Consider the following 1857-nt stretch of genomic DNA (forward strand, 5'->3'; position numbering starts at 1 on the left):
CATAAAGAAGTTGAAGATTTAGCAAAATACGGCAGTATTCCTGTTATTAATGCTCTAACAGATTACCAGCATCCATGTCAGGTTTTGGCAGATTTACAAACTATAAGAGAAAAATTTGGAAAACTTGAAGGTTTAAAACTTGCTTATATAGGCGACGGCAACAACATGACAAACACTCTTCTAATTGCCTGTGCAATTATGGGGATAAATATCTCAGTTGCAACTCCTAAAGGTTATGAACCTAACGGAAAAGCTGTAAAAAAAGCTTTAGATTTTGCAAAAGAAACAGGAGCTTTAGTTGAAATTTTAAATGACCCCGAGAATGCAGTAAAAGAAGCAGATGTGCTTTATACTGATGTATGGGTAAGCATGGGACAGGAAGGTAAAAAAGATAAAAAGAAAGACTTTGAAGGTTTTACCATTGATAAAAATTTAGTAAAAAAAGCAAATAAAAATGCAGTTGTAATGCACTGCCTTCCTGCACATAAAGGGGAAGAAATTACTGAAGAAGTTTTTGAACAGTTTTCAGATGTTATATTCCAGCAGGCTGAAAATAGACTTCACGTACAAAAATCACTTTTAAACTTTATATACAGAGGAGGTAATATTTAAATGGCAGAGAAAAAACAGAGGAAAAAAGTTGTTTATAGAAGACACGATAGAAACGAAATACCCCTTTTAGACCCAGAAATTAGAAAGAAGTATTTAAATAAAGAATATGCACTTGGATATGGTCATACTGTTGCCCTTGATGAAGCAGACAGATGTATTTTATGTAAAAAACCTCCTTGTACACCTTCTTGTCCTGTTAACTCTGAAATGGAAAAATGGATAGGAGAAATTCAAAAGCAAAATGTGTGGGAAGCTTATAAAATTCTTAGAAGAAATAACCCATTCAGCTCTGTTTGTGGAAGGGTTTGTCCTCAGGAAAGACTTTGTGAAAGCACCTGTGTTTTAACTTTTAAAGATAACGGTCTTTCTGTTGGAATTGGTGGACTTGAAAGATTTGTTGGTGATTCTATAAGAATGTCTGGTGTTGAGTGGATTGATGAAAAAGAACCTCCTACAGGAAAATCTGTTGGAATAATTGGAGCAGGACCTGCAGGACTTGCTGCTGCATACTTTTTAGCAAGAAAAGGTCATGATGTAGTAGTTTATGAAGCTCTTCCTTTTGCCGGTGGTGTAATGAGATACGGAATTCCCGCAGCAAGACTTGATAGAAGAGCTTTAGATTATGAAATTTCATTAATAGAAAAACTTGGGGTTAAAATAAAAACAGGTGTAAAAGTTGGTGTTGATATTCCATTTGAAGATATAAGAAATGCCCACGATGCAGTATTTATTGCAGTTGGTTCAGGTAGAGGAAAGAAAATGGGCATTCCAGGAGAGGATTTAAAAGGTGTTTACACAGCTATAGGATTTTTGATGAAAGCAAATACAGATTACATAGACCAAATGCTTGCTCCAGAAACTGATATTGAGCTTCCAAGAGGTAAAAGGGTTGCAGTTATAGGTGGCGGATTTACAGCTGTTGACTGTTTAATTACATCTGTTAGACTTGGAAATGAAACTCATCTTATATACAGAAGAACAAGAGACACATCTTCCGCAAGAGATGAAGAATGGGACCACGTGGCTGATGAAGGTGTGATACTACACTGGTTAACACAGCCAATTGAGGTTATTGGAAATGAAAAAGGAGAAGTTGTAGGTCTTAAATGCGTAAAAATGGAGCTTGTTCCTGATGAAAAAGGTGGAAGACCAAGACCTAAGCCAGTTGAAGGGTCTGAACATATTATAGAATGTGATGTTGTTATTATGGCTGTAGGTCAGCAGATAATCCAACAGCTTACAAAA

The 1857-nt window shown here is 35.9% G+C and carries 2 protein-coding genes; both read left to right on the forward strand.

Going from position 1 to position 1857, the window contains the following annotated elements; all coding sequences use genetic code 11:
• A partial coding sequence (argF, locus tag HG1285_RS03085; protein WP_008288963.1) for an ornithine carbamoyltransferase occupies positions 1–612 on the forward strand: 612 nt, incomplete at its 5' end.
• Positions 613–1857 (forward strand): FAD-dependent oxidoreductase (locus HG1285_RS03080; RefSeq protein ID WP_008288964.1); only part of this gene is annotated, 1245 nt, incomplete at its 3' end.

This window comes from Hydrogenivirga sp. 128-5-R1-1 (genome assembly GCF_000171895.1).